The 24,215-nt window shown below is 63.3% G+C and carries 23 protein-coding genes and 1 pseudogene; 10 read left to right on the top strand and 14 right to left on the bottom strand.

All coding sequences use genetic code 11. The features are described 5' to 3' along the window. A complete protein-coding gene (locus ACYCFC_RS20155) occupies positions 1 to 438 on the top strand; it encodes a type IV pilin protein (RefSeq protein WP_459652699.1) in 438 nt (145 codons plus the stop codon). A gap of 48 nt (positions 439 to 486) precedes the next feature. Here the strand turns inward: ACYCFC_RS20155 and ispH are convergent, their stop codons facing one another. The 6 genes from ispH to murJ form a co-directional block, all read right to left on the bottom strand. Then, the gene (gene ispH, locus ACYCFC_RS20150; protein ID WP_459652698.1) at positions 487 to 1,431 is read right to left on the bottom strand and encodes a 4-hydroxy-3-methylbut-2-enyl diphosphate reductase; all 945 of its coding nucleotides are present in this window, start codon (positions 1,429 to 1,431) and stop codon (positions 487 to 489) included. Positions 1,432 to 1,553: 122 nt separating this feature from the next. Further along, entirely contained in the window at positions 1,554 to 1,991 is a 438-nt protein-coding gene (gene fkpB / locus ACYCFC_RS20145) for an FKBP-type peptidyl-prolyl cis-trans isomerase (protein ID WP_181082152.1), read from the bottom strand. Beyond that, complete coding sequence (gene lspA / locus ACYCFC_RS20140; RefSeq protein ID WP_459652697.1) at positions 1,988 to 2,512, bottom strand: signal peptidase II; 525 nt, start codon at positions 2,510 to 2,512, stop codon at positions 1,988 to 1,990. The genes fkpB and lspA overlap by 4 nt, the downstream gene beginning before the upstream one ends. Next, on the bottom strand, positions 2,505 to 5,336 hold the full coding sequence (gene ileS / locus ACYCFC_RS20135) for an isoleucine--tRNA ligase (protein ID WP_459652696.1): 2,832 nt from the start codon (positions 5,334 to 5,336) through the stop codon (positions 2,505 to 2,507). Before ileS ends, lspA begins: the two co-directional genes overlap by 8 nt. Before the next feature lies 1 nt (position 5,337). Next, positions 5,338 to 6,288, bottom strand: a complete 951-nt coding sequence (ribF, locus tag ACYCFC_RS20130) for a bifunctional riboflavin kinase/FAD synthetase (RefSeq protein ID WP_459652695.1) — start codon at positions 6,286 to 6,288, stop codon at positions 5,338 to 5,340. A gap of 84 nt (positions 6,289 to 6,372) precedes the next feature. Next, positions 6,373 to 7,920 carry a murein biosynthesis integral membrane protein MurJ gene (gene murJ / locus ACYCFC_RS20125; protein WP_459652694.1) on the bottom strand — a complete coding sequence of 516 codons (1,548 nt, stop codon included), beginning with the start codon at positions 7,918 to 7,920 and terminating at the stop codon, positions 6,373 to 6,375. Positions 7,921 to 8,135: 215 nt separating this feature from the next. On the opposite strand from murJ, the gene rpsT reads away from it, so the two are divergent. Next, positions 8,136 to 8,414, top strand: coding sequence for a 30S ribosomal protein S20 (gene rpsT, locus ACYCFC_RS20120; protein WP_181082157.1), 279 nt, complete (start codon positions 8,136 to 8,138; stop codon positions 8,412 to 8,414). 83 nt (positions 8,415 to 8,497) lie between these two features. On the opposite strand, the gene ACYCFC_RS20115 is transcribed toward rpsT, so the two are convergent. The 5 genes from ACYCFC_RS20115 to rplU form a co-directional block, all read right to left on the bottom strand. Continuing rightward, positions 8,498 to 8,962 carry a CreA family protein gene (locus ACYCFC_RS20115; protein ID WP_181082158.1) on the bottom strand — a complete coding sequence of 155 codons (465 nt, stop codon included), beginning with the start codon at positions 8,960 to 8,962 and terminating at the stop codon, positions 8,498 to 8,500. 10 nt (positions 8,963 to 8,972) lie between these two features. Beyond that, positions 8,973 to 10,091, bottom strand: coding sequence for a glutamate 5-kinase (gene proB, locus ACYCFC_RS20110; protein ID WP_181082159.1), 1,119 nt, complete (start codon positions 10,089 to 10,091; stop codon positions 8,973 to 8,975). Between the two features lie 99 nt (positions 10,092 to 10,190). After that, positions 10,191 to 11,408, bottom strand: coding sequence for an Obg family GTPase CgtA (gene cgtA / locus ACYCFC_RS20105; RefSeq protein ID WP_459652693.1), 1,218 nt, complete (start codon positions 11,406 to 11,408; stop codon positions 10,191 to 10,193). Positions 11,409 to 11,575: 167 nt separating this feature from the next. Beyond that, positions 11,576 to 11,833 (bottom strand): 50S ribosomal protein L27, encoded by a 258-nt coding sequence (rpmA, locus tag ACYCFC_RS20100; RefSeq protein WP_181082161.1) that lies wholly within the window; start codon positions 11,831 to 11,833, stop codon positions 11,576 to 11,578. A 35-nt stretch (positions 11,834 to 11,868) separates the two neighbouring features. Then, a complete protein-coding gene (gene rplU, locus ACYCFC_RS20095; protein ID WP_019339712.1) occupies positions 11,869 to 12,180 on the bottom strand; it encodes a 50S ribosomal protein L21 in 312 nt (103 codons plus the stop codon). 247 nt (positions 12,181 to 12,427) lie between these two features. Here rplU and ACYCFC_RS20090 point away from each other — a divergent pair, with 247 nt between their 5' ends. Beyond that, positions 12,428 to 13,396 (top strand): polyprenyl synthetase family protein, encoded by a 969-nt coding sequence (locus ACYCFC_RS20090; protein ID WP_181082261.1) that lies wholly within the window; start codon positions 12,428 to 12,430, stop codon positions 13,394 to 13,396. Between the two features lie 285 nt (positions 13,397 to 13,681). Continuing rightward, the gene (locus ACYCFC_RS20085) at positions 13,682 to 13,909 is read left to right on the top strand and encodes a PA4570 family protein (protein ID WP_459652692.1); all 228 of its coding nucleotides are present in this window, start codon (positions 13,682 to 13,684) and stop codon (positions 13,907 to 13,909) included. Between the two features lie 57 nt (positions 13,910 to 13,966). Here ACYCFC_RS20085 and ACYCFC_RS20080 read toward each other — a convergent pair whose 3' ends face one another. The 3 genes from ACYCFC_RS20080 to ACYCFC_RS20070 form a co-directional block, all read right to left on the bottom strand. Continuing rightward, positions 13,967 to 14,584 carry an FKBP-type peptidyl-prolyl cis-trans isomerase gene (locus tag ACYCFC_RS20080; protein WP_181082162.1) on the bottom strand — a complete coding sequence of 206 codons (618 nt, stop codon included), beginning with the start codon at positions 14,582 to 14,584 and terminating at the stop codon, positions 13,967 to 13,969. 158 nt (positions 14,585 to 14,742) lie between these two features. Continuing rightward, positions 14,743 to 15,078, bottom strand: a complete 336-nt coding sequence (locus tag ACYCFC_RS20075) for a PA4575 family protein (protein WP_181082163.1) — start codon at positions 15,076 to 15,078, stop codon at positions 14,743 to 14,745. Between the two features lie 167 nt (positions 15,079 to 15,245). Continuing rightward, on the bottom strand, positions 15,246 to 17,687 hold the full coding sequence (locus ACYCFC_RS20070; RefSeq protein WP_181082164.1) for a Lon protease family protein: 2,442 nt from the start codon (positions 17,685 to 17,687) through the stop codon (positions 15,246 to 15,248). A 224-nt stretch (positions 17,688 to 17,911) separates the two neighbouring features. Between ACYCFC_RS20070 and ACYCFC_RS20065 the strand changes: the two genes are divergently transcribed. The 6 genes and pseudogenes from ACYCFC_RS20065 to ACYCFC_RS20040 all read left to right on the top strand — a co-directional run bounded on the left by ACYCFC_RS20065 (position 17,912) and on the right by ACYCFC_RS20040 (position 24,194). Beyond that, positions 17,912 to 18,943 (top strand): cytochrome-c peroxidase, encoded by a 1,032-nt coding sequence (locus ACYCFC_RS20065; RefSeq protein WP_181082165.1) that lies wholly within the window; start codon positions 17,912 to 17,914, stop codon positions 18,941 to 18,943. A 149-nt stretch (positions 18,944 to 19,092) separates the two neighbouring features. Further along, positions 19,093 to 19,428 (top strand): cupin domain-containing protein, encoded by a 336-nt coding sequence (locus ACYCFC_RS20060; protein WP_459652691.1) that lies wholly within the window; start codon positions 19,093 to 19,095, stop codon positions 19,426 to 19,428. Positions 19,429 to 19,610: 182 nt separating this feature from the next. Next, on the top strand, positions 19,611 to 20,480 hold the full coding sequence (locus tag ACYCFC_RS20055) for a c-type cytochrome (RefSeq protein WP_181082167.1): 870 nt from the start codon (positions 19,611 to 19,613) through the stop codon (positions 20,478 to 20,480). 57 nt (positions 20,481 to 20,537) lie between these two features. Next, positions 20,538 to 21,322: pseudogene (locus tag ACYCFC_RS20050) on the top strand (cbb3-type cytochrome c oxidase subunit I). A 7-nt stretch (positions 21,323 to 21,329) separates the two neighbouring features. Then, positions 21,330 to 22,145, top strand: a complete 816-nt coding sequence (locus ACYCFC_RS20045) for an AAA family ATPase (protein ID WP_459652690.1) — start codon at positions 21,330 to 21,332, stop codon at positions 22,143 to 22,145. A gap of 9 nt (positions 22,146 to 22,154) precedes the next feature. Further along, positions 22,155 to 24,194 (top strand): nitric oxide reductase activation protein NorD, encoded by a 2,040-nt coding sequence (locus ACYCFC_RS20040; protein ID WP_459652689.1) that lies wholly within the window; start codon positions 22,155 to 22,157, stop codon positions 24,192 to 24,194. Positions 24,195 to 24,215 lie beyond the last annotated feature (21 nt).

Below are 24,215 nucleotides of genomic sequence, written 5' to 3'. Positions count from 1 at the left end.
ATGGAGCAGCACAACAAAGGCTTCACCCTGATCGAGCTGATGATCGTGGTAGGCATCCTGGGGATTCTCGCTGCGATCGCCTACCCCAACTACATGGAGTACATTCAGCGCAGCAACCGAAGCGAGGGGCAGGCGTTGCTTCAGGATGCAGCAGCGAGCCAAGAGCGATTCTTTGCGCAGAACAACAGCTATGTAACCACTGCGGCAAATATTGCAAAATTGGGAATGCGGGGAACCAGCGGCACCACTGTCACGTCGGACACCGGAAAATACACATTGACTGTGGGAGCTAGCGCAAACGATGGCGGCTACACGCTCACCGCGACGCAGCATTTTGGTGACTCCACCTGCGGCAACCTCACCCTGAATGCCATCGGCATCAAGGGCCGCAGCGCCAGCGGTTCGGATGCCAAGTCCGTAGAGCAGTGCTGGAAATAAGACAACATAAGCAGAAACCGGCCAAGTGGCCGGTTTCTGCTGGTTCGCTCACAGCTGCCTGACCCGCAACTCCTTCGGCATCGAAAACGTCACGTTCTCCGGCCTGCCTTCCAGTTCGTCCATCCCTGTTGCTCCCCACTCGCGCAACTGATCGATCACTCCACGCACCAGCACTTCAGGGGCCGAGGCGCCGGCGGTGATGCCGATGCGGGCGTTTTCGGCGAACCATTCGCGCTTGAGGTCTTCGGCGCCGTCGATCAGGTAGGCGGGGGTGTCCATGCGCTCGGCCAGTTCACGCAGGCGGTTGGAGTTGGAGCTGTTGGGGCTGCCGACCACCAGCACCACGTCGCACTCGCCGGCCAGTTGCTTGACCGCGTCCTGGCGGTTCTGGGTGGCGTAGCAGATGTCGTCCTTGCGTGGGCCGCCGATGCTGGGAAAGCGCGTGCGCAGGGCGTCGATCACGCGGCTGGTGTCGTCCATGGACAACGTGGTCTGGGTGACGAAAGCCAGAACCTCGGGGTTGCGCACCTGCAGCTGGGCGACGTCGTCCTCATCCTCGACGAGGTAGATCGAGCCGCCGTTGACGGTGTCGTACTGGCCCATGGTGCCTTCGACTTCCGGATGGCCATGGTGGCCGATGAGGATGCATTCGCGCCCTTCTCGACTGTACTTGGTGACTTCCAGGTGCACCTTGGTGACCAGCGGGCAGGTCGCGTCGAATACCTTCAGGCCACGTTTATCCGCCTCCATTCGCACGGCCTGGGAGACGCCATGGGCGCTGAAGATGACGATGTAGCCATCGGGCACCTGATCCAGTTCGTCGACGAAAATCGCACCACGCTCGCGCAGGTCTTCCACGACGAACTTGTTGTGCACCACTTCGTGACGCACGTAGATCGGCGGGCCGAAGACTTCCAGGGCGCGGTTGACGATCTCGATGGCGCGATCGACACCGGCGCAAAAACCACGGGGATTGGCGAGTTTGATTTGCATGGAGGTGTCTCGGTAGGGAACCTGTGAGGCGAGTGTACTGCGAAGCATCTGTGGGAGCGGACTTGTCCGCGATCGGTGCATGCCGCGCCGAAAGCTCGCGGACAAGTCCGCTCCCACAAGGGTCAGGCGTTCTTGATGTCGATGATCTCGACTTCGAATGTCAGCACCTTGCCCGCCAGCGGATGGTTGAAGTCCACGGTGACCTGACGGTCGTCGAAGGCCTTGACCACGCCGGGCAACTCGGCGTTTGCGGCATCGTTGAAAATCACCAGCAGGCCTTCGGCAAGCTCCATACCCTCGAACTGGCTGCGCGGCATGACCTGCACGTTCTGCGGGTTGTGCTGGCCGAAGCCCTGCTCGGGCGCAACCTGCAGGGTGCGTTTGTCGCCGGCCTTGAGACCGTACAGCTGCTGCTCGAAACCCGGCAGCAGGTTGCCGTCACCAACCTTGAAGGTGGCCGGCTTCTTGTCGAAGGTACTGTCGACCACATCGCCGTTTTCCAGGCCAAGCGCGAAATGCAGGGTGACTTCCTTGTCCGGCCCAATGCGCTGTTCAGTCATGCGGATTCTCCGGTTTTGTCGCTTTTGAACATGTCCAGCGCCAGCATCACGGCGCCGACGGTAATGGCGCTGTCGGCGATGTTGAACGCCGGAAAATACCAGCGGTTCTGCCAATGCACCAGAATGAAATCGACCACATGGCCCAGCACCACACGGTCGTACAGATTGCCGATAGCACCACCCAACACCAGCGCCAGCGCCACGGCCAGCCAGGTTTCGCTCGCCTTCAGGCGTTTCATCCAGACCACCAGCACGACGCTGACGCCCATGGCGATCAGTGCGAACAGCCAGCGCTGCCAGCCGTCATGATCGGCGAGAAAGCTGAAGGCCGCACCGGTGTTGTAGGCCAGGGTCCAGGCGAAGTAGTCGGGAATGACATCGACCTTCTGGTACAGGCTGAAATTCGCCTCGAACCAATGTTTGGTGGCCTGATCGAGGACGATCACCAGCACGCTGAGCCAGAGCCAGGCGAGCTTGCCGAAGCGTGCGCTCAGCGAATGGCCCTGCGCGCTGTCACGCATGGTGACGCACCTCGCCCGCGCCTTCGATGTTCTCCACGCAACGACCGCAGATTTCCGGATGCGCGGCATGGCTGCCGACGTCCGGCAGGTGATGCCAGCAGCGTCCGCACTTGGCGTACCCGGTCTTCTTCACCAGCAGCTTGAGGCCGGCCAGCTCGCTTTCCACCGCCTCGGCGGGCGCCTGCGCCAGTGGCGCGACCTCGACGGCGGAGGTGATCAGCACGAAACGCAGTTCATTGCCCAGTTTGGCCAGTGCGGTCGCCAGCGCCTCCTCGGCGTACAGCGTGACTTCGGCCTGCAGGTTGCCGCCGAGGGTCTTGGCCGCGCGCTGGGCTTCCAGTTCCTTGTTCACCGCGGCCTTGACCGCCATGATCTGCTCCCAGAACGCGCGATCCAGCGCGGCATCCTGCGGCAACTCGGTCAGCCCCTCGTACCAGGTGTTGAGCATCACCGACTCGTTGCGCTCGCCCGGCAGGTACTGCCAGATTTCCTCGGCGGTGAAGGCCAGGATCGGCGCGATCCAGCGCACCAGCGCCTCGGCGATGTGGTACAGCGCGGTCTGGCAGGAGCGACGCGGCAGGCTGTCGGCACCGGTGGTGTACTGGCGGTCCTTGATGATGTCGAGGTAGAAGCCGCCCAGCTCCTGCACGCAGAAGTTGTGCACCTTCTGGTAGACGTTCCAGAACTTGTAGGTGCCGTAGGCGTCCTCGATTTCGCGTTGCAACAGCAGGGCGCGGTCGATGGCCCAGCGATCCAGGGCGATCAGCTGGTCGTTGGGCAGCAGGTGCTGCGCTGGATCGAAGCCATCGAGGTTAGAAAGCAGGAAGCGCGCGGTATTGCGGATACGCCGGTAGGCGTCGGCGCTGCGCTGCAGGATCTGCTTGGAGACCGCCATCTCGCCGGAATAGTCGGTCGCCGAGACCCACAGACGCAGGATGTCGGCGCCCATGCTGTCGGTGATTTCCTGCGGCGCGATGACGTTGCCGAGGGACTTGGACATCTTGCGGCCGTTCTCGTCCACGGTGAAACCGTGGGTCAGCAGGCCCTTATAGGGCGCGTGGCCGTCGATGGCCGCACCGGTCAGCAGCGAGGAGTGGAACCAGCCGCGATGCTGGTCGGAGCCTTCCAGGTAGAGGTCGGCGCGCGGGCCTTGGCCATGGCCCATGGGATGCGAGCCGCGCATCACGTGCCAGTGGGTGGTACCGGAGTCGAACCAGACGTCCAGGGTATCGTTGATCTTCTCGTACTGCGCGGCCTCGGCGCCCAGCAGCTCGGCGGCATCCAGCTTGAACCAGGCTTCGATGCCCTGCTGCTCGACGCGCTGGGCGACCTCTTCCATCAGTTCGACAGTGCGTGGATGCAGCTCGCCGCTTTCCTTGTGCAGGAAGAACGGGATCGGCACGCCCCAGTTGCGCTGACGCGAGATGCACCAGTCCGGGCGACCGGCGATCATGCCGTGCAGGCGCGCCTGGCCCCAGGCCGGGACGAACTGGGTCTGCTCGATGGCGTCCAGCGCGCGACGGCGCAGCGAGCTGCCGTCGTGGGCGACCTTGTCCATGCCGACGAACCACTGCGCGGTGGCGCGGTAGATCAGCGGTGTCTTGTGCCGCCAGCAGTGCATGTAGCTGTGCTGGATGGCTTCGTGCTTGAGCAGCGCGCCGACTTCACGCAGTTTCTCGACGATGGCCGGGTTGGCCTTCCAGATGAACTGGCCGCCGAAGAACGGCAGGTCCGGCACGTAGACGCCGTGACTCTGCACCGGGCTGAGAATGTCGTCGTTCTCCATGCCGTAGTGCTTGCAGGTACGGAAGTCGTCCTCGCCATAGGCCGGCGAGGAGTGGACGATGCCGGTGCCGGCGCCGGTTTCCACGTACTCGGCCAGGTACACCGGCGAGAAGCGCTCGTAGAAGGGATGGCGGAAGCGGATCAGCTCCAGTGCCTTGCCTTCGCAACGGGCGATGATCTGGCCCTCAAGGCCGTAGCGTTGCAGGCTGGACTCGACCAGCTCCTCGGCCAGCACCAGCAGCCGATCGCCGGTGTCGACCAGCGCGTAGATGAAATCGGGATGGACGTTGAGCGCCTGGTTGGCCGGGATGGTCCAGGGCGTGGTGGTCCAGATGACGATGCTGGTCGGCTTGGACAGGTTGGCGACACCGAAGGCGGTCGCGAGCTTGTCGGCATCCTCGACCGCGAAGGCCACGTCGATGGCATCGGATTTCTTGTCCTGGTATTCGACTTCCGCTTCGGCCAGGGCCGAACCGCAATCGAAGCACCAGTTCACCGGCTTCAGGCCCTTGAAGACGAAGCCGCCTTCGACCAGCTTAGCCAGAGCGCGGATCTCGCCGGCTTCGTTGGCGAAGTCCATGGTCTTGTAGGGGTTGTCCCAGTCGCCGAGCACGCCGAGACGGATGAAGTCGGCCTTCTGCCCTTCGATCTGCTCGGCGGCGTAAGCGCGGCAGCGTTCGCGGGTCAGGTCCGCCGGCTGGTTCTTGCCGAAGGTGGTCTCGACCTTGTGCTCGATGGGCAGGCCGTGACAGTCCCAGCCCGGTACATAGGGCGCATCGAAACCGGAAAGCGTGCGTGAACGGACGATCATGTCCTTGATCACCTTGTTCACCGCATGGCCGATGTGGATGTTGCCGTTGGCGTAGGGCGGGCCATCGTGCAGGATGAATTTCGGACGACCCTCGCCGATCTGCCGCAGCTTCCGGTACAGGTCGATGCTGTTCCAGCGCTGCAGAATCTCCGGCTCGCGCTGTGGCAGACCGGCCTTCATCGGAAATGCCGTGGACGGCAGATTGAGGGTCGCTTTGTAATCGGTCATTTCAGTCCTGGCTCGTGGTGAAAGGGGTGGCCCGCCAGTATTCGCGGGTGGCGGCGATATCGGCATCGATCGCTGCCTTGAGTGCCTCCAGCGAGGCGAAACGCTGCTCGTCGCGCAGCTTCTGGTGAAAGGTCACGCACAGCAGACGCCCGTAGAGGTCGCCCTGGTAGTCCGGCAGGTGCACTTCCAGATGGGGCTTGCCATCGCTTTCCACCGTGGGTCGCATGCCGATGTTGGCGACACCCAGGCGAACCTGGCCGTCGACCTCGGTGCTGACGGTGAACACCCCGCTGAGCGGCGTATTGCGGCGCTTGAGCTGGATATTGGCCGTCGGCGCGCCCAGCTGGCGACCGAGTTTCTGCCCGTGCATGACGCGCCCGGTGAGGCTGAACGGCCTGCCGAGCAGCCGTTGCGCCAGCTGCAGATCGCCATCGGCCAGGGTCTGGCGCAGGCGGCTGCTGCTGACCCGCTCGCCATCCACCTCGATGGTCCTGGCGGCTTCTACGGTGAAGCCCTCGATGGCACCGGCCTTGAGCAGGAAGTCGAAATCTCCGGCGCGGTCGCAACCGAAACGGAAGTCGTCACCGACCTCCAGATGTCGCACGCCCAGCCCTTCGACCAGGGTGGCATGCACGAACTCGGCGGCGCTGAGTTCACGCAGACGTCGATTGAACGCCAGGCACAGCACCAGATCCACGCCCTGCTCGTTCAGCAATTGCAGCTTTTCGCGCAACCGGGTCAGGCGCGCGGGTGCCTTGTCCGGGGCAAAGAATTCGCGCGGCTGAGGCTCGAAAATCACCACGCAGCTGGGCAGCCCCAATTCGGCTGCACGCTCGCGCAAGCGCTTCAGGATGGCCTGATGCCCCCGATGCACTCCGTCGAAATTGCCGATGGTAGCCACGCATCCCCGATGCCGGGGCCGCAGGTTGTGAAGACCTCGAACCAGCTGCATACCGCACTTCTTGCTTGAAAAGTGGCCGATTATACGCATGCACCGGCCATCCCGGACAGGTTTGCCGCATGCGATCCACAACCATCAATGGCGCAAATGCCGTGGCCGCAGGCCCAGCAGCGCCAGCCCCGCCACGAACGCTGCTATTCCTGCCATGACCAGCAGCCCCAATTGCAGCGCTCGCTGCTGCCAATCCCAACCGAACCATTCGACAGACGGCACGTTCAGCCACCAGACCACCGCCACCATCGACGCACAACCGCCGAACAGGCGCAGCAGGAACAACCCCCAACCCGGCGCGAACTGGAACACGCCGATCTTGTATAAGCCCCAGAACAGCAGTCCGGCATTGAGCATGGACGACAGCGAAGTCGCCAGCGCCAGCCCGACATGCTTGAGCGGCCAGATCAGGATCAGGTTCATCACCATATTGGCCACCATACAGATGACTGCCACCCGCACCGGCGTCTTCAGATCCTGGCGGGCGAAGAAGCCGGGCGCCAGCACCTTGATCAGCATGAATGCCAGCACGCCCAGTGAGTAAGCCTCCAGCGCGCGGGCCGACTGCACCACCGCTTCCTGGCTCATGGCGCCGTAGAAGAACAGGCTTGCGATCAGCGGCTCGGCCAGAATGCCCAGCGCCAGCGCCGCCGGGACCCCGGCCAGCAGCACCATGCGCAGCGCCCAGTTGAGCGTATTGGAAAAGGCCTTGGGATCATCGCCGGCATGCTGGCGCGACAGGCTGGGCAGAATCACCGTGCCGATGGCGATGCCGAAGGCGCCCAGCGGCAACTCCGAAAGCCGGTCGGCGTAGTACAGCCAGGACACACTGCCGGTCTGCAGAAAGGACGCCAGCACGGTATCGAGCAGCAGGTTGATCTGGCTGACCGACACCCCGAACAGCGCCGGCACCATCAGCAGCATGATGCGCCGCATGCCTTCGTCACCGAACCTGACCCTCGGACGCGGCAGCAGCCCCAGCCTGGCGACGAAAGGCAGCTGGAACGCCAGTTGGGCGAAGCCCGCGATAAAGACCCCCCAGGCCAGCGCCATGATCGGCTGGTCGAAATAAGGCGTCAGGAACACCGCCGACATGATCATGCACACATTGAGCAGAACCGGGGTAAAACCCGGCACCGCGAAGCGCCCATAAGTATTGAGCACGCCCGAGGTGAACGCCGTCAGCGAAATCAGCAACAGATAGGGAAAGGTGATGCGCAGCAGTTCACCGGCCAGCTGCAGCTTGGCCGGCTCACCGTGAAAGCCGGGCGCGAACAGCATCACCAGATAGGGCGAGCCGAGCACGCCCAGCGCGGTGATACCGGTAAGAATCAGACCGAGCATGCCCGCCGTCCGGTCGACCAGCAGTTTGACTTCCAGCTGGGTTCTTTTGGTGCGGTACTCCGACAGCACCGGTACGAATGCCTGGGCGAAGGCGCCTTCGGCAAACAGGCGACGCAGGAAGTTGGGGATCTTGAAGGCGATAAAGAACGCATCCGCCGCCGCCCCGGAACCGAAGTAGCTGGCCACCACCATATCGCGTACCATGCCCAGCACGCGGGACAGCAGCGTCATGACACTGACTACCGCACTTGAACGCAGCAATCCGCCTTTTCCGGTTTTTTCGGACATCTGTCTTTCCTGGAATTGCAGCATTGTTCCGGCCAGTCACTTCGCCATCGAACCGATGGTCAGTTACGACCCTGGGCAAGGCCGCGAGTTTAGCGGCAGCCCATCTGCCCGACCAGCATTCAGACGACACCAACAGGCTTGACAAGCATCTGCCACATCGGCATGATTCGCGGCCTTATTTGCTTTGTAATCCCACGTTTTCGAGGAGTTCGACGGTGGCCAACAGCCCTTCCGCCAAAAAACGCGCAATTCAGGCTGAGAAGCGTCGCAGCCACAACGCCAGCCTGCGCTCCATGGTCCGCACCTACATCAAGAATGTGGTCAAGGCCCTGGATGCAAAAGACCTGGAAAAAGCTCGTACTGCTTACACTGCAGCCGTGCCCGTGATCGACCGCATGGCCGACAAAGGCATCATCCACAAGAACAAGGCCGCTCGTCACAAGAGCCGCCTGAACGGCCACATCAAGGCCCTCGGCGAAGCTGCTGCAGCCTAAGCTGAACGTTCTTGAAAAAAACCGGCCTAGTGCCGGTTTTTTTGTGCCTCGCTCTTATGCCGCTAACCGGCACAGCGGCCCCGCTATGGCGTGACCGGCCACGGCAGAACCGGAATTGCCGTTACCGCATTCTGCGGACTGCCCTCGATGATGCGGTCGCTGTAGACGAGGTAAACCAGCGTATTGCGCGCCTCATCGAAGAAACGCACGACCTGCATGGTCTTGAAGACCAGCGAGGTGCGCTCCTTGAACACCACCTCCCCATCCTTCAGCCCTTCACCGATCCGAATAGGCCCAACCTGCCGACATGCAATGGACGCCTCGGCCCTGTCTTCGGCCAACCCCAGCCCACCCTTGATGCCGCCCGTCCTGGCACGCGAGAGGTAACAGGTCACCCCGTCCACCTTCGGATCATCAAACGCCTCGACCACGATCTTGTGGTTCGGCCCCAACCACTTGAACACCGTATCGACCGCACCGATCTGCTCGGCAGCCGCCATGACCGGCACCAACAAGCCCAACACCAACACCGTGGTCATTACGCGCATAGCAGACACCTCAGACCAGAATCATATTGTCGCGATGGATCAGCTCCGGCTCATCGACATAGCCAAGCAGCTTCTCGATTTCATCCGATGGGCGCCCCAGAATTCGCCGTGTCTCGGCAACACTGTAGTTGGCCAGCCCACGCGCAATTTCCTCGCCGTCCGGCCCCACGCAGACCACCATCTCGCCACGGCGAAAGCCGCCTTGAGCTGCCCTGACACCGACCGGCAACAGACTGCAATTGCCCCGCTTCAGCGCCTGCACCGCACCAGCATCCAGAGTAACGGTACCGCGCGTCTGCAAGTGACCGGCCAGCCACTGCTTGCGCGCCGCATGACGACTGCACTCAGGAGTCAACAGCGTGCCCAGTTGCTCGCCAGCCTTTAGCCGCGCCAGCACCTGCTCGATACGCCCACCAACGATCACGGTATGAGCACCGGAGCGCGCCGCCAGTCGCGCCGCACGCAGCTTGGTCTGCATGCCACCGCGCCCCAGCGCGCCGCCGGTTCCGCCCGCCACGGCATCCAGCGCCGGATCGTCGGCACGGGCCTCACTGATGAGACTGGCTTCGGGATTGTTGCGCGGATCGGCATCGAACATGCCGTCGCGGTCGGTGAGGATCACCAGCAGATCGGCCTCGACCAGGTTGGCCACCAGCGCCGCCAGGGTGTCGTTGTCACCAAAGCGAATCTCGTCGGTGACGACGGTGTCGTTCTCGTTGATCACCGGCACGACATCCAGATCGAGCAGGGTGCGCAGAGTGCTGCGCGCATTGAGGTAGCGCTTGCGATCGGACAGGTCGTCATGGGTGACGAGAATCTGCGCGGTCTGCTGGTCGCAACGAGCGAAACTGGCCTCCCAGGCCCGAATCAAGCCCATCTGCCCCACAGCCGCCGCCGCCTGCAACTCATGCACGGCCCTGGGCCGCGCACCCCAGCCAAGACGACTCATGCCGGCGGCAACGGCGCCGGAGGAAACCAGCACCAGTTCGACGCCCGCCTCGCGCAGCGCAACCATCTGCTCGACCCAGACCGCCATCGCCGCCTGATCGAGACCACGCCCATCTGCCGTCAACAACGCGCTGCCGATCTTCACCACCCAGCGCCGGGCACCGCTCACCTTGTCGCGCATCGATCCCGCCTATTCCACTAACCAGCCAAATCATTGCGGTGAGCAGCGACAACCCAGCCCACCGCCCGCAAGCCCCGCCGTTGCGCGAGGCCGAAACACTCAGCGCACGTAGAAGATTTCCGCGCCGCCCTCGTCATCGTCGTCATCATCGAAGTCGTCGTCATCGGCCTCAGCAGCCGCCTTGACCCCGGCACGACGCAACGCACGCTGGTCATCGAGTTCCTGCAGCCGTGCGCGCGCCTCATCCTCGATCTGCTGATCGAGCTCGGCCAATGCTTCGGCATAGGCCGGCTCTTCGGCGATACGCAGCGCCCGCTCATCGAGATAGCGCATGATCGCCTGGCTCAGCTCTTCGGTGCCCTCGCGCTCCAGCGCCGAAATCACGAACACCGGCCCTTCCCAGTCGAGCCGCTCGATCACCTGCCGCACACGCTCTTCGCGATCCTCTTCAAGCAGCTGGTCAGCCTTGTTCAGCACTAGCCAGCGGTCGCGCTGAGCCAGTGCCGGGCTGAATTTTTCCAGCTCATCGAGGATGATCTCGGCGGCATCCGCCGGGTCGCTCTCGTCCAGCGGCGCCATGTCCACCAGATGCAGCAGCAGCCGGGTACGCGCCAGGTGCTTGAGGAAGCGAATCCCCAGACCCGCGCCTTCCGAAGCCCCTTCGATCAGCCCCGGAATGTCGGCGACGACAAAGCTCTTGTAGCGCCCGACACTGACGACGCCAAGATTGGGGATCAGCGTGGTGAACGGGTAATCGGCCACCTTCGGCTTGGCCGCCGACACAGAACGAATAAAGGTGCTCTTGCCGGCATTGGGCATGCCCAGCAGGCCGACGTCCGCCAGTACTTTCAACTCCAGCTTCAGATCGCGCGCATCGCCCGGCTTGCCCGGCGTGGTCTGCCGCGGCGCCCGGTTGGTGCTGGACTTGAATCGCGTATTGCCCAGTCCGTGCCAGCCACCCTGAGCGACCAGCAACCGCTGCCCCGCCCTGGTCAGATCGCCGATCACATCCTGAGTGGCGGCATCGATCACCGTGGTCCCCACCGGCACCGGCAGGATCAGATCCTCGCCCTTGGCGCCGGTACATTCGGTACTGCCGCCCTTCTCGCCATTGGGCGCATTGAAGCGACGGGTGTAACGGTAATCGACCAGGGTATTGAGGTTCTCGTCAGCCATCAGATAAATGGAGCCGCCGTCACCGCCGTCGCCACCGTTGGGACCGCCTTTTTCGATGAATTTTTCGCGACGAAAACTCATCATGCCGTTACCGCCGTCACCGGCCTTTACAAAAATCGATACTTCATCGACGAATTTCATGGGAACGCCTCCCGCCGCAAGGACGGGCTAGAAAACTGGAATAAGGGTCTTGCAAAAAACCCAGCGAAAACTGAATGAGCACCGAGCAGCTTCTTTGCAAGAGCCTCACAGGATACAGAAACAAAAAAGCCCCGTCGCATGACAGGGCTTTTCCAGCAACGCCGCGATCAGGCCGCGACGACGCTCACGTAGCGACGGCCAAGAGCGCCCTTCACTTCGAACTTGATCACGCCTTCCACTTTCGCGAACAGGGTGTGATCCTTGCCCATGCCAACGCCGTAACCGGCGTGGAACTGGGTACCGCGCTGACGCACGATGATGTTGCCAGGAACGATTTTCTGGCCGCCGTACATCTTCACGCCAAGGCGTTTGGCTTCTGAGTCGCGACCGTTGCGGGTAGAACCGCCAGCTTTTTTGTGTGCCATGAGTTCAATACTCCTATAAGGGGATTCAGGCCCGATTAGCCCTGAATACCGGTGATTTTGACCTCAGTGAACCACTGACGGTGGCCCTGACGCTTCATGTGGTGCTTACGACGGCGGAACTTGATGATGGTGACCTTGTCGTGACGGCCCTGGGCAATCACTTCAGCGGTAACTTTGGCACCATCGACCACCGGAGCGCCGATCTTGACATCATCGCCATTGCCGACCAGCAGAACGCGGTCGAAAGTGACAGCTTCGCCAGTAGCAACTTCGAGTTTTTCAATCTTGAGGTATTCGCCTTCGGCAACCTTGTACTGCTTGCCGCCGGTTACGATAACTGCGTACATCTATGTATCTCCGTTGATCCTGCTCACCCAGCGCTTTGAAATAATGGTTGGTGGCTGGCATGGCTGCATGGGGCCGGAAGTGACGCCCGTGCAATTGCGTAAGGCAGGGAAATGCCCAGGGGGAAGTTCAGGGTCCGCGATTGTACGCATGCGCCCGCACCTGCGCAATAGCCGCAGGTCCTTGCCTTGACAGCCCATGACCCGCCCCCTAGCATGCCGCGCAACCTCCGAGGAGTACCGGCGTCCGATGCAACCCCAGGCCTTTTACCAAGTCGTGGCTGATGATTTTGCCGCCGTCGACGGCATTATCCGCAACCAGCTGACGTCCCGCGTACCGCTGGTGGAAAAAATCGGGGACTACATCACCTCCGCCGGCGGCAAGCGCCTGCGCCCGCTGCTGGTGCTGCTCAGCGGCAACGCGCTCGGCCTCAAGGGCGATCAGTTGCGCCTGCTGGCCGCCATCATCGAATTCCTGCACACCTCGACACTGTTGCATGACGATGTGGTCGACATGTCCGGCATGCGCCGTGGCCGCTCCACCGCCAATGCCCTGTGGGGCAACGCGCCGAGCGTACTGGTGGGCGACTTCCTTTATGCGCGCTCCTTCGAAATGATGGTGACACTGGGTTCGATGCCGGTCATGCGCATCATTTCCCAGGCCACGCGCGTCATCGCCGAAGGCGAAGTGCTGCAACTGTCGAAGGTTCGTGACGCCAGCACCACCGAAGAAATCTACATGGAGGTCATTCGCGGCAAGACCGCCATGCTGTTCGAGGCCTCCACCCATAGCGCCGCCACCCTGGCAGGTGCCAGCGACGAGCAATGCGAAGCCTTGCGTCAGTTTGGCGACCATCTGGGTATCGCCTTCCAACTGGTCGATGACCTGCTCGACTATCAGGGCGATGCCGAAACCCTCGGCAAGAACGTCGGCGACGACCTGGCCGAAGGCAAGCCCACCCTGCCGCTGATCTACACCATGCGCGAAGGCACCGCGGAACAGGCCGCACTGGTGCGCAAGGCGATCCAGAAAGGCGGCATCGAGGACCTGGAAAGCATCCGCAGCGCCGTCCAGGCTTCGGGCGCACTGGACTACACCGCACGCCTGGCCCGCGATTATGCCGACCGCGCCATCGCCTGCCTCGAACTGATTCCTGCCAGCCCCTACCGCGACGCCCTGGTGGAACTCAGCCGCTTCGCAGTCGCCCGCACGCACTGATCCCACTCGAAAAACCGATCCGCTCGTCGGGTCGGTGAAGCGTGACCCGACCTACAAGGCTAATCCGGGTATCCGAAGGCGTAACCCGACGATCAGCAAGCGTAAGCCAAGCAAGCTGCCGCCTCTCGCACCACTTGGACTTCCCCGTCGGATCGGTGAAATGTCACCCGTCCAATCTCCCAGCACCTCAAGCATTTACCTCACCGTCGAGCGGGCAGGTGTTTTTGTACTTGCATATTTGCAAATAGTAATTATTCTCATTAACAGAACCAACTGGAGGTGAGTATGACTTATCTGATCGATGCCTGGCTGGACCGACCACAACCCTACCTGCGGATACTCGACCGCAACACCGGTGCGGTGTGCATTTCACTGGAGGGGGAGGCCTTGGACGAACTTCGTGACCAGGGCGATCTGGACTTGCATGAGCTGGGCACCAGTGAACCCTGCGTGCTCAAGGAACAGGTACGCAACCTGTTCCTGTTCTCCTATGCCAGGGCGTTACGCCCCTGAGGCCTAACCTGTTCGGCCTTCGCACCGGCTGGCCGAATGAGTTCGGCCCTACGGGGCTTACAGAACCGCGAGCAGCTCGACGTCGAATACCAGCACGCTATGCGGCGGAATGCTGCCCACGCCTTGCGCGCCGTAGGCCAGTTCGCTCGGCACATAGAGGCGCCACTTGCTGCCGACGCCCATCAGTTGCAGCGCCTCGGTCCAGCCGGCGATCACGCCACCGACAGGAAACTCGGCAGGCTGGCCGCGCTGATAGGAGCTGTCGAACACGGTGCCGTCGATCAGGGTGCCGTGGTAGTGGGTGCGGACCTGGTCTTCAGGGCTCGGCTTGGCGCCGTCGCCGGCGGTCAGCACTTCGTACTGCAGACCCGAAGCGAGTGTGGTGACGCCTTCGCGCTTGGCATTCTCGGCCAGGAAAGCCCGGCCCTCGCCCGCAGCGGCTTCAGCCTTCTGCTGGGCCTCGGCCTGCATGCGCTCGCGGATCACGGCGAAGCTGGCGTTCAGATCTTCCGGGCTGACCTGGCTGGCCGCGCCGGCAAAGGCATCACGGATACCCGCAATTACCGCATCGAGGCTTACACCGGGCGGTGGGTTGTCGCGCAGCTGATCGCCCAGCTGACGGCCAATGCCGTAGCTTACGCGCGTTTCGTCGGTGGACAGATTAATCTCGGTCATGCCTGGGCTCCGCTGGGAAAAAGGTCGCAAAGCCTAGCACAGCTGAGCCGGCAAACCTGCTCGCCACGCCCGAGCGTCCGCCAACGAAGCGGATATTCAGCCATGGCTCAGCTGTGGATAAGAAAATCGAGGTTCCGTCAGACGCTGCGGCGCCCCGCCTATGACCGTGTTTCCCAGCCGCTGAGAAAGCGTGCCTGATTGGCGTTGACCTTGCGTAGTTCGGCGCGCATATGCAACTGCCAGATCGCCGGTGAGTCCGCCTCGCAGTAACCCTGCTGTTGAAGATTGCTGGCGATGGCGTCGAGCACCGACTCGGCAGCCCGCAGCCCGTGAAACGGGCCTTGCACCCTGATTGCAGTGGGTTGCGAGCCGTCAAGTCCGGCGGCGCAGAGCAGGGTCCACAGACCATTGGCACCTGCCACAGGCCAGATGGCACATTCGATTCGAGTGACCAGACCCAGGCACTGACGGCTCAGACACAGGTTGTTCGGCATGACGGTAACCCTCGCGCTCGGTTGCGCACCGTCATCCTGAACGAAGCAGGCGGGCCAACCGGGTTATCCCCGTACTGTGGATAACCTTGTGGATAGAGAGCGAAGACGCTCTATTTCTCCAGACCCGCCGCGCGCGCTAACGTTCCGTTCAACAACCACTCACTCGTTCAGCCTTTGGCAGGAATGGTGCCCGCCGCCAGTGCCTCGCCCGGTGTCGCCTCGTTCCTGTCGTCTTCTTCCAGGCCGATCTCGGCAATATCGCGCAGGCGCTCGACCACTCGGGCGTTGACGCTGCCCTTGGGGAAGCCGCCCTTTTCATCCGAGGCGCCCACCTCTTCGCCGACCAGCAGGGAAAGCGCCTCATCGACATGACGCACGGCATAGATATGGAAGCGCTCCTGGCGCACGGCCTCCAGTACGCGCTCTTCGAGCATGAGGGTGGTGACGTTGGCGAAGGGAATGATCGCGCCCTGCTCACCCGTCAGCCCGCGCGCCTCGCAGAGCCGGAAGAAACCTTCGATCTTCTCGTTCACGCCACCGACGGCCTGCACCTCACCGAACTGGTTGATCGAGCCGGTGATGGCGAAGCATTGCTTGAGCGGCGTGCGCGAGATGGCCGAGATCAGCGCACAGCATTCGCCGAGCGAGGCACTGTCGCCATCGACATAGCCGTAGGACTGCTCCAGCGCGATGCTCGCCGAGATTTCCAGCGGAAACTCCTGGGCGTAACGGCTGCCCAGATAGCCGGTGAGGATCATCACGCCCTTGGAGTGGATCGGCTGGCCCAGGTTGACCTCGCGCTCGATATCGACGATGCCCGAACCGCCCGGATAGACGGTGGCGGAAATGCGCGCCGGCATGCCGAAGGCCGAGTCACCGACCTCCAGTACGGTCAGCCCGTTGCACTTGCCGATGGCCGCGCCTTCGCTGTCGATCAGGATGACCCCGGCGAGGATGTCATCGAGAATCCGCGCCGAAACACGCCCGGTGCGGGTGGCCTTGGCTTTGAGAGCACGTTCGATGTGACCGACGTCGGTGACCTCGTCGCTGGCCAGCTGGCGAATGAAATCCGCCTCGCTGACCAGCTGGAACAGATCGCCGATACGCGCCGACAGCCGTCCCTGATGCTCGGCCAGACGCGCACTGTGAGTCGCCAGCCGGGCCACTGCCGCGGCACTCAGCGGCGCCATGCCTTCCTCCGAGGTGCGGGTTTTCAACAGCTGGGCGAACTGTTCCAGGCTGTCCTCGGCCAGCGGGATGTCCTCGTCGAAGTCCACCAGCACCCGGAACATCTCCTGAAAGTCCGGGTCCAGGTCCTGCAGGGTGTAGTACAGCTGGCGCGAACCGATGATGACGATCTTGACCTTGAGCGCAATGACTTCCGGCGTCAGGGTGACGGTGGCCAGCCGGCCCAGCTCGGCCAGTGGCGACTCCATTTTCAGCTTGTTCGACTGCAGGGCACGCTTGAGCGCCTCCCAGACGAAGGGCTCGCTGAGCAGTTTTTCCGCTTCGAGCACCAGGAAGCCGCCATTGGCGCGGTGCAGGGCGCCGGGCCGCAGTTGGCGGTAACTGGTATAGAGCGCACCCTGATCGGTGTTGTATTCGATACGGCCAAAGAGGTTGTCGTAGGTCGGATGCGGCTCGAACACCACCGGTGCGCCGCCATCCTCGGCATGACCGACCACCAGGCTCGGACTGTACTGCTCTTCGAGCAGCTGACGGTTATGAGCCTCGGGGCGGTTTTCATCCACCAGCTGTTCGACCACGGTTTTCAGCAGGTTGACCTGCACCGCCTGCAGGTAGGCTTCGATGCCGGCGTTCTCGGAATACTTTTCCGACAGCGGCTCCAGCAGCGGCTGCAACGCCTGGCTGATGGTCTCGTCGTTGAGCTGGCGCAGCTGATTGCTGGATTCGCGCTTCCATTGCGGCAAGCTGGCCAGCTCTTCGTTCAGGCTCACTTCCAGCGCGGAGATGTCCGCGTGATAGCGCTCGCGCTCGGCTTCGGGCAGCTGCGCGAACTCGGCCTCGTCCATGGACTTGCCGTCCTTCATCGGCGTGAAGGCGATGTTGGCGCTGTCGCGATAGAGGGCGATCTCCTTTTCCAGCGCCAGCTTCTCGATCACATCCAGCGCCTTGTCGTAGCGCTGGTTGAAGGCGCGGTCGATGGCGCTCTTCTTCTGCTGGAAGCTGGGATGCTCGAATACCGCCGGGAAGGTCGCCAGCAGGTTGTCGATCAACTGGGCGATATCGGCGATGAAGGCGCAGGCCCCGCCCTGTGGCAGCTCAAGCACCCGTGGCTCGCGCGGCTCGTCGAAATTGTTCACGTAGACCCAGTCCGAGGGCGTATCCAGCCGTTTGCCTTCGGCCCGCAGATAGCGTCGCACGAAGGAGAAACGTCCCGTACCGGACTCGCCCATCACATAGACGTTGTAGCCCGGACGCGGCATCGCCACACCGAACTGCAGGGCCTCGACGGCCCGTTCCTGGCCAAGCACGCCAAGGAAAGGCTCAAGCTCATCGGTGGTCTTGAAGTCGAACTGGCTGGGCTCGAAGGGGCGAGTCAGCGCATCGGGCGCCAGGCGCAGGCCGGCAGCGACAGTCTGGGGCATCGGAGATCCTTGCTGGGTGGCTCACAAGCCACGAAAAGTGCCGCCATTCTGGCGTTGCCTCCGCCGAGCCGCAAGGCTGGCCAAGAGAAGAGACGCTTATACCCTGTTACAAATCGAGACAGTTTTTCACACCTTCTTCTTCGGCTTCGTTTGATGCAAATCAAGCCAGGCTCTATTCAAATGGCGCCTCCTATAACCAGCCAACACCGATGAGGAAAAACATAATGCGATCCACAGCTCCCCTGCTGCTCGGTAGCCTCCTAATGATTGCCGGCAGCGCCCATGCCAACGAACTGCGCGAGCGTGCCAGCGCCATCTTCCAACCGATCCCGGACAAGGTCACCGAGGTCCGTGGCCATAGCGTCAACGAAGATCAGGCGATTCTCGGCCACAAACTCTGGTTCGATCCGCGCCTGTCGCGCAGCCACGTGATCAGCTGCAACACCTGCCACAACCTCAGCATCGGCGGCAGTGACAACGTCACCACTTCCATTGGCCATGGCTGGCAGAAAGGGCCGCGCAACTCGCCGACCGTACTCAACGCCGTGTTCAACGCCGCGCAGTTCTGGGATGGTCGCGCCAAGGACCTGCAGGAGCAGGCCAAGGGCCCGGTCCAGGCCAGCGTCGAAATGAACAACACGCCTGACCGGGTCGAAGCGACTCTCAAGAGCATTCCCGAGTATGTGGCCGAGTTCAAGAAAGCCTTCCCCAATGACAAGGACCCGGTCAGCTTCGACAACATGGCCTATGCCCTGGAAGCCTTCGAAGTCAGCCTGACCACGCCCAACTCGCCATTCGACCGCTTCCTCAAGGGTGACGACAAGGCGCTGGACGCCAAGCAGAAGGAAGGCCTGGCGCTGTTCATGGATGCCGGCTGCATCGCCTGCCACAATGGCGTCAACGTCGGCGGCCAGAGCTACTTCCCCTTCGGCGTGATCAAGAAGCCGGGCGCCGACGTGCTGCCTGAAGGTGACAAGGGCCGCTTCTCCGTCACCAACACCGCTGCCGACGAGTACGTGTTCCGCGCGGCGCCGCTGCGTAACGTCGCACTGACCCCGCCGTACTTCCACAGCGGTGAGGTCTGGGACCTGGAACAGGCCGTGGCGATCATGGGTGACAGCCAGCTGGGCCGTCAGCTCAACGATGGTGAAGTCAAATCCATCGTCGCCTTCCTGCACAGCCTGACTGGCGAGCAGCCGCAGGTTGCCTACCCGGTACTGCCAGCCAGCACGGCAACCACGCCGAAGCCGGAATAAGCCCCTCCGATTCCCGGCGCGCAATGCGCCGGGAATCGTTTCCTGCCACACCCCCCGCCTCAGTGAGCGAACCGCTCATCCCTCAGTCGCTGGACACTTCCCACCCGTTTACTAGTCTCAAGACAAACCAAGCATAACGGCCAGGCACCATGGCACTGAAACATGCACAGTCCGGCGAGGTCATTCGCCCACTCAGCGCGGACCCGTTGCCAGAACTTCGCTCCCAGGCGCTGGTCAGCACTCCAAGCCTCGAAGTCATGCGCCTGGTGCTCAAGGCTGGTCACATCGTTCCCAGCCATGCGGTGGCCGGCCCGATCACCATCCATTGCCTCCAGGGCGTCATCGAGGTGCAGGTAGAGGATCGCTGGCAGGCACTGCATGGCAACGAGCTGATGTACCTGGCCGGGAACGTCGAACATGCGCTGCAGGTGATCGCCGACACCGTCACCCTGGTCACGATCCAGCGCCTGCCTCGCATGACCTGACGGAGCGGCTCGCTCGGAGAAATTGGCACTCATCTCATCATTGGGAGAATGTCGTGGAAAAAACCTTCCGAATACTCAGTTTCGTGGTACTGGCGCTGATGCTCGGCGCCATTGTCTACGCTGTCGGCATCGGCATTTTCTACTGGACAGGCATCGGCGTTTGACCGGTCGAGGCGCTCCCAATGAACAAACGACAAACGCGCTCCTTCGCCATCATCTCCACGGTCGTCGCCTCGCTGGTATTTCTCGGGCTTACGCTGGACAGTCATCGGCAGTTCCCCGAACTGACCAATGCGGCCAGCATCACGCCCGAGGTCACCCGCGGCAAGGACGTCTGGCACGCGAAGAACTGCATCAACTGCCACACGATCTTCGGCGAAGGTGCCTACTACGCGCCTGACCTGACGAAAATTTCCCAGCATCGCGGCGCGCCCTACCTCACCGCCTTCCTCAAGAATCCGGAGAAGTTCTACGACGAGCAGCGCCACCGCCGCCTGATGCCCAACCAGAACCTCAGCGACGAGGAAGTCGCCGCGCTGATCGCCTTCTTCGACTGGGTCGCCAATGTCGACAACCAGGGCTGGCCACCACGCCCGATCCTGGTCACCGGCTCGTCGATTCCCGGCACCGACCTGACCCTGGCGCAGCAGGACGCCTCCGGCCCCGGCCATACGGACGAACAGCTGCCCCCCGGCGCGCGTCCGGTCAGCGGCGCGGAAGACCCCATTGCCCTGGGCGAAGCCGTGTTCCGCACGGCGTCTCCGACCTGCCAGGCCTGTCATTCGATCGCCCCTGGGGTGAACCTCGCCGGACCGACCCTGGCAGGCCTGGCGTCGCGCGCCGAGCAGGCGATGGCCTCGGCGGATTACCAGGGCAGCGCCGACAGCGTCGAAGCCTATATCCGCGAATCCATCGTCGAGCCCAGCGCCTACCTGTATCCCGGTGAGATGTATTCGGCGGGCGGCACCTCCTTCATGCCGACCACCTATGCCGACTCGCTGACGGAAGAGCAGCTCGACCAGCTGGTCGCCTACCTCGCGACATTCAAATAGAAGCGGCTCCGCCACGGGCTGCGGCCCGGCGGAGCGGCACCTTGCAGGGGATTGGCCATGCGTTATAGATCACAGTCAGTCGCTTACTGGTATTTCGCCGTCGCCATGGTGCTGTTCGGCCTGCAACTGGTGTTCGGCCTCCTCTCGGCGGCCAAGTACCTGGGGCCGGACCCGCTGCTGTACATCCTGCCGTTCGACGTCACCAAGGTGATCCACACCAACCTGCTGATCGTCTGGGTGCTCACCGGCTTCATGGGCGCCACCTACTGGATGGTGCCCGACGAATCGCGTACCGAGCTGCACAGCACCAAGCTCGCCTACATCCAGCTGATTCTCTGGACCGGCATGGGCGTCACCGCGATCATCGGTTACCTGTTTCGCTACGGCACCGGCAACAAGCTGCTGGAACAGCCGCTGCCGCACAAGATCGTGATCGTCATCTGCATGCTGATCTTTCTCTACAACATCGGCATGACGATCAGGAAGTCCGGGCGATGATCAGCTATGCCCTGCCCTCGCTCACCCACAAGCGTCCCGACCAAGGCACCACCATCGGCTACTGGGCATTCTGGCTGCAGCTGGCGGGCATGTTCGGCATGACCCTGTCCTTCGCCACCGCCGGGATCGGCCAGGTGTATCTGGAGCGGATCATGGGCATGGGCTATCTGGACGTGCAGCTCAAGATCCAGATCCACTTCGTCATGCTGATCTCCACCGCCAGTATCTTCGCCACCGGCGTGGGGCTGTATATCTTCGACTTCTTCCGCTACCGACCGCGTTTCGAGCCGGTGACCGACGAGCGGGCGCTGCACAGCGGCACTGCAGCCGACCGGGCGCTCTGAGGTGGGCATGGATCAGGCCGTGCGCAGTCTGGCTGCCCATCCGGCGACGGAGGAGCCCTGGTATCAACCATCCGGCAATGAAGTGACGCTGTTCGAGCAGTGCCACGCCCGCGGTCTGGCGGTGATGCTCAAGGGACCGACCGGCTGCGGCAAGACCCGTTTCGTCGAACACATGGCCTGGCGACTGGGCCGCCCGCTGATCACCATTCCCTGCCACGACGACCTGGCGGCCAGCGACCTGATCGGTCGCTACCTGATCCGCCATGACGGCACCGTCTGGCAGGACGGCCCGCTGACCCGCGCCGTGCGCGAAGGCGCCATCTGCTACCTGGACGAAGTCGTCGAGGCGCGTCAGGACACCGTGGTGGTGCTACACGCACTGACCGACTACCGGCGCATGCTGCCCATCGACAAGACCGGCGAGAACATCGAGGCGGCGCCCGGCTTCCAACTGGTGGTGTCCTACAACCCCGGCTACCAGCGCATGCTCAAGGACCTCAAGCCCAGCACCCGCCAGCGCTTCGTCGCCATGGATCTGGACTTTCCCGCGCCCGAACAGGAGGCGCTGATCGTGCAGCGTGAAAGCGCTGTCGAGTCTGCTGTCGCCAGGGGGCTGGTGAGCCTCGCCGGACGCATCCGCCAGTTGCGAGACCGGGGCCTGGCGGAAGTGCCGAGCACACGCCTGCTGATCGCTGCCGGCGCCCTCACCACCTGCGGCATCCCGGTGCGTGAAGCCTGTTACGCCGCCATCGTCTCGCCACTCTCCGACGAGCCGTCCATGGTCAGCGCCCTGCGCGACCTGGTTGACGGCACCTTCGTCTAGCCAACCGCCATGGCCGAAGCCGAAGAGCTGGTCAGCGACGCGGCGCGCCATGCCACCATTTATGCGCAGAAGCTGTGGCGGCGTTATCGTCCACCGCCCAAAGGCCCGCCGACCGCCGTACTGAGCGACGTCGCCGCGCGCCTGGACCTGCTGATCAGCGCGGTAACCGGCACCAGCTACCCGATCAGAGTCGCCCAGCCGCCGGCCCAGCCGACCTTGCTCGCGCGCGCCTTCCGGCGCGCCCAGTCGCCCTGGCAGCATCGGCCCATTCCCGCCACCGATGGCCTGCGTCTGTGGCTACCGGCAGACTCCGGCCTCAGCGACCTTGAGCACGGCGGCGAAGCCTATCGGGTGATGGCACTGCAGCAGGCACTGCGCGCGCAACGCGGTACTGCCGAAGCGCTTCCGTCCACGTCACCCGCGCTGCTGGCGGACGCCTATCTGCTGCTCGAAGCCTGGGCGGCGGATGAGCAACTGGCACAGTCGCTGCCCGGCATGGCGCCCGCCATCGAACGGCTGCGCCAGCTCTGCCTGCAACGCCGCCCGCCACTTGCGGAGTTCTCGCGCTCACGCCAGCCGCTGGAAGTCCTGCTCAGGCAACTGCTGGGCAGTCGCTGCAGCGATGTACCAAAAGGCTTTCCACTGAGCCAGTCGCCAGCGCAGTCACTGCAACTGGCCGAAGGGCTGCTGGCCGCTCTGGGGCTGTCCGCCGAAGACCGCTCCGGCGGCAATGCCCCGCTGCTCAGGGACTGGTGGACCGGAACCCTGCAGGCGCCCGCGCCCGACAGTGCCAAGGCCAGACTGGCCCAGGAATCGCCGACCGCCGACAGCGCCTCGAACACCACCGCGCCACGCAGCGCCAGCCTGCCCCGCCGCCCGCAGGTGCGCCAGGCGAAGGAAGACGAGGATGACGACGGCGAAGGCCTGTTCATGGTCCAGGCCGACGAGCCGCACCAGCACGCCGAGGACCCGCTGGGGATGAACCGCCCGGTGGACCGGGACGAGGACATCAGCGCCGACGAGTACGGCGACATGCTGTCCGAACTGCCCGAGGCACGCCTGGTGGCGACGCCGGGCAGACCGAAGGAAGTGCTGATCTCCGATGACCCACCGGACGCCAATACGCTGATGCAACTCAAGCGCGCCAAGGCCGAGGGCCAGGGGCTGCATTATCCCGAGTGGGATTACCGCGCCCAGCATTACCGCCAGCCCGGCGCCATCGTCAGGGTGCTGCCCAACCTGCCCGGCTCCCAGCAATGGGTGGATGACACCCTGGAGGAACATCGCGCCCTGCTCGGCCAGATCAGGCGGCACTTCGAGATGCTCAGCGCCCGCCGCGTGATCCGTAGGCGGCAATTGGATGGGGACGAGATCGACCTGGGCGCCTATATCGACAGTTACGCCGACTTCCGCGCCGGCGGCTCGCTGTCCGAGGCGCTGTACCAGACCCGTCGCACGGCGGAGCGGGACCTGGCCATCACCCTGCTGATCGATATCAGCGGCTCGACCGACGGCTGGATATCGGCCAACCGGCGCATCATCGACGTGGAGCGCGAAGCCCTGCTGCTGGTCTGCATCGCCCTCGACGGCATGGGCGAACCCTATGCCGTGCAGGCGTTCTCCGGAGAAGGCCCGGACGCGGTGATCGTCCGCGAGGTCAAGGGCTTCGACGAGCACTTCAGCAATGAGGTGGCGCTGCGCATCAGCGCACTGGAACCCGAGCACTACACCCGCGCCGGCACCGCCATCCGCCATGCCAGCAGCGGCCTGCTGCAGCAAGGCGCCAGCCACCGGCTGCTGTTGCTGCTCTCGGACGGCAAGCCGAACGACAAGGACGAATACGAAGGCCGCTACGGCGTGGAGGACATGCGCCAGGCGGTCACCGAAGCCTCGTTGCAAGGCATCTCGACCTTCTGCCTGACCATCGACCGCCAGGCCGCCAACTACCTGCCCGGCATTTTCGGTGCCGGGCAGTACGCCCTGCTGCCCCGCCCCGAACTCTTGCCGTCCGTGCTGCTGGACTGGCTCAGGCGGCTGGTAGTGCGTTAGCAGACCGTTGAAAACTACCTG

Source organism: Stutzerimonas sp. NM35, assembly GCF_054604355.1.
The sequence above is the reverse complement of the archived record's forward strand: the minus strand, read 5'-3'. Positions and strand labels throughout refer to the sequence as shown.